This window comes from Variovorax sp. P4_D9 (assembly GCF_056401695.1).
Genome location: NZ_JBFUIU010000954.1, coordinates 1 through 3140, shown reverse-complemented (window position 1 = coordinate 3140; position 3140 = coordinate 1). Strand labels below are relative to the sequence as shown.

Here is a 3140-nt window from a genome sequence, read left to right as displayed (position 1 = left end):
TTCCTGTTCTCGGCGATGGCCATCGCCTACACGGACAAGCTGATGTGGCGTTCGCCGGACGACGCCCACTGAAGCGCGGCGTCGCCCGGGGCTAGCGCCCCGTCATGTTCTCGGGCACCACCCACTGGTCAAACTGCTCGGCCGTGAGGTGCCCCGAGGCGATCGCCGCCTCGCGCAGGCTGCTGCCTTCCTTGTGCGCCTTCTTGGCGATGTAGGCTGCCTTGTCGTAGCCGATGTGGGTGTTGAGCGCAGTCACCAGCATCAGCGAGCGCTGGACCAGTTCGGTGATGCGCTCGCGGTTCGGCTCGATGCCGACCGCGCAGTGGTCGTTGAAGCTCACCATGCCATCGGCCAGCAGCCGCACGCTCTGCAGGAAGTTGTGGGCCACCATCGGCCGGAAAACGTTGAGCTCGAAGTTGCCCGAGGCGCCGCCGATGTTGATCGCGACGTCGTTGCCGAAGACCTGCGCCACCAGCATCGTGACCGCCTCGCTCTGCGTCGGATTGACCTTGCCCGGCATGATTGAGGAGCCCGGTTCGTTCTCGGGAATGCTCAGTTCGCCGATGCCGCTGCGCGGGCCGCTGGCGAGCCAGCGCACGTCGTTGGCGATCTTCATCATGCTGGCGGCCAGGGTCTTGAGCGCGCCATGGGCGTGCACCAGCGCATCGACCGAGGCCATCGCCTCGAACTTGTTGGGCGCCGTGACGAAGGGCAGCCCGGTGAGCTTCGCGAGTTCCGCGGCCACCGCTTCGGCATAGCCCTTGGGCGCGTTGAGACCGGTTCCGACAGCGGTGCCGCCCAGCGCCAGTTCGCACAGATGCGGCAGCGCCGCGCGCACATGCGCTTCGCCATGCGCCAGTTGCGCGACATAGCCCGAGAACTCCTGCCCCAGCGTCAGCGGCGTGGCGTCCTGCAGATGCGTGCGGCCGATCTTCACGATGTCGGCGAAGTCCTTCGATTTCCGATCGAGCGTGGCGCGCAGCTTGGCGATCGCCGGCAGCAGCCTGTGCGTGATCGCCTCGACCGCCGCAACGTGCATCGCGGTCGGGAAGACATCGTTCGACGACTGGCTGCGGTTGACGTCGTCGTTCGGATGCACCAGCCGCCCTTCCCCGCGCTCGCCGCCCAGCAGTTCGCTGGCGCGGTTGGCCAGCACCTCGTTGACGTTCATGTTGGTCTGGGTGCCCGAACCGGTCTGCCAGACCACCAGCGGGAACTCGTCGGGATGGCGGTCGGCGATGACCTCGTCGGCCGCGGCGACGATCGCCTGGGTCTTCTTCTCATCCTGCAGCCCGAGCGCGTGGTTGACGACCGCCGAGGCGCGCTTGACCTGCGCCAGGGCCCGGATGATTTCCCGCGGCTGCCTTTCTCCCGAGATGTCGAAGTTCTGCAGCGAGCGCTGGGTCTGGGCGCCCCACAGCTGGTCGGCCGGCACTTCGATCGAGCCGAAAGTGTCGCGCTCGACACGGGTCTTGGAAGATATCGTCATGAAAAAAGCTCCGCTGTCAAAATGGAGGGTGCGCCCGGCGTGCCGGGACCTACACCGAGTATCGTCGCAAACAAGAATGGCTCGTATTTGAGCGAGTACTTTCCCCTCCCACGGACCCTGCCATGACCATCATCCAGCAAGCCGACCTGATCGAGTCGGTTTCCGCCGCCCTGCAATACATCAGCTACTACCACCCGGCCGACTACATCGCGCACTTGGCCAAGGCCTACGAGCGCGAGCAGAGCCCGGCGGCCAAGGACGCGATGGCGCAGATCCTGACCAACAGCAAGATGAGCGCCACCGGCCACCGGCCGATCTGCCAGGACACCGGCATCGTCAACGTGTTCCTGAAGGTCGGCATGGACGTGCGCTGGGGCGGCTTCACGGGCAGCCTCGACGACGCCATCAACGAAGGCGTGCGCCGCGGCTACAACCACCCGGACAACACGCTGCGCGCCTCGGTCGTGGCCGACCCGCAGTTCGACCGCAAGAACACCAAGGACAACACGCCGGCCGTGATCTTCACCGAGATCGTGCCCGGCAACACCGTCGAGGTGACGGTCGCGGCCAAGGGCGGCGGCAGCGAGAACAAGAGCAAGCTCGCGATGCTCAACCCCGGCGACAGCGTCGTCGACTGGGTGCTCAAGACCGTGCCCACGATGGGCGCCGGCTGGTGCCCGCCGGGCATGCTGGGCATCGGCATCGGCGGCACCGCCGAGAAGGCCGCGCTGATGGCCAAGGAAAGCCTCATGGACGACCTCGACATGCACGAGCTGCATGCCAAGAAGGCCTCGGGCGCCGAGTTGACCAAGGTCGAGGCGCTGCGTATCGAACTGTACGAGAAGGTCAATGCGCTGGGCATCGGCGCACAGGGCCTCGGCGGCCTCGCGACCGTGCTCGACATCAAGATCCAGATGTACCCGACCCATGCCGCGAGCAAGCCGGTGGCGATGATTCCGAACTGCGCCGCCACCCGCCACGCGCACTTCGTGCTCGACGGCTCGGGCCCGGTGTACCTCGAGGCGCCCTCGCTCGACCTCTGGCCCAAGATCGACTGGGCCCCCGACTACAACAAGAGCAAGCGGGTCGACCTCGACAAGCTCACGCCGGCCGAAGTCGCGAGCTGGAAGCCCGGCGACACCCTGCTGCTCAACGGCAAGATGCTGACCGGCCGCGATGCCGCCCACAAGCGCATCTCCGACATGCTGGCCAAGGGCGAGAAGCTGCCGGTGGACTTCACCAACCGCGTGATCTACTACGTCGGCCCGGTCGATCCGGTCGGCGACGAGGCCGTCGGCCCGGCCGGCCCGACCACCGCCACGCGGATGGACGGCTTCACCGAGATGATGCTGGCCCAGACCGGCCTGATCGCGATGATCGGCAAGGCCGAGCGCGGCCCGGTCGCGATCGAGGCGATCAAGAAACACCAGAGCGCCTACCTGATGGCGGTCGGCGGCGCGGCCTACCTCGTGAGCAAGGCGATCAAGACGGCCAAGGTGGTCGGCTTCGCGGACCTCGGCATGGAAGCCATCTACGAGTTCGACGTGGTCGACATGCCGGTGACGGTCGCGGTCGACGCCGGCGGCACCAGCGCCCACATCACGGGCCCGGCCGAATGGCAGAAGCGCATCGCCAGCGGCGAGTTCAAGAC

General features: G+C 66.8%; 2 protein-coding genes. One reads left to right on the top strand and one right to left on the bottom strand.

All coding sequences use genetic code 11. The annotated features are described in order from the left end of the window. Positions 1-91 precede the first annotated feature (91 nt). Positions 92-1489: a class II fumarate hydratase gene (gene fumC, locus AC1DY5_RS48960; RefSeq protein ID WP_478121557.1), complete on the bottom strand. Its 1398-nt coding sequence runs from the start codon at positions 1487-1489 to the stop codon at positions 92-94. A gap of 122 nt (positions 1490-1611) precedes the next feature. Between fumC and AC1DY5_RS48955 the strand changes: the two genes are divergently transcribed. Further along, on the top strand, positions 1612-3140 hold a 1529-nt coding region (locus tag AC1DY5_RS48955), incomplete at its 3' end, for a fumarate hydratase (protein WP_478121556.1).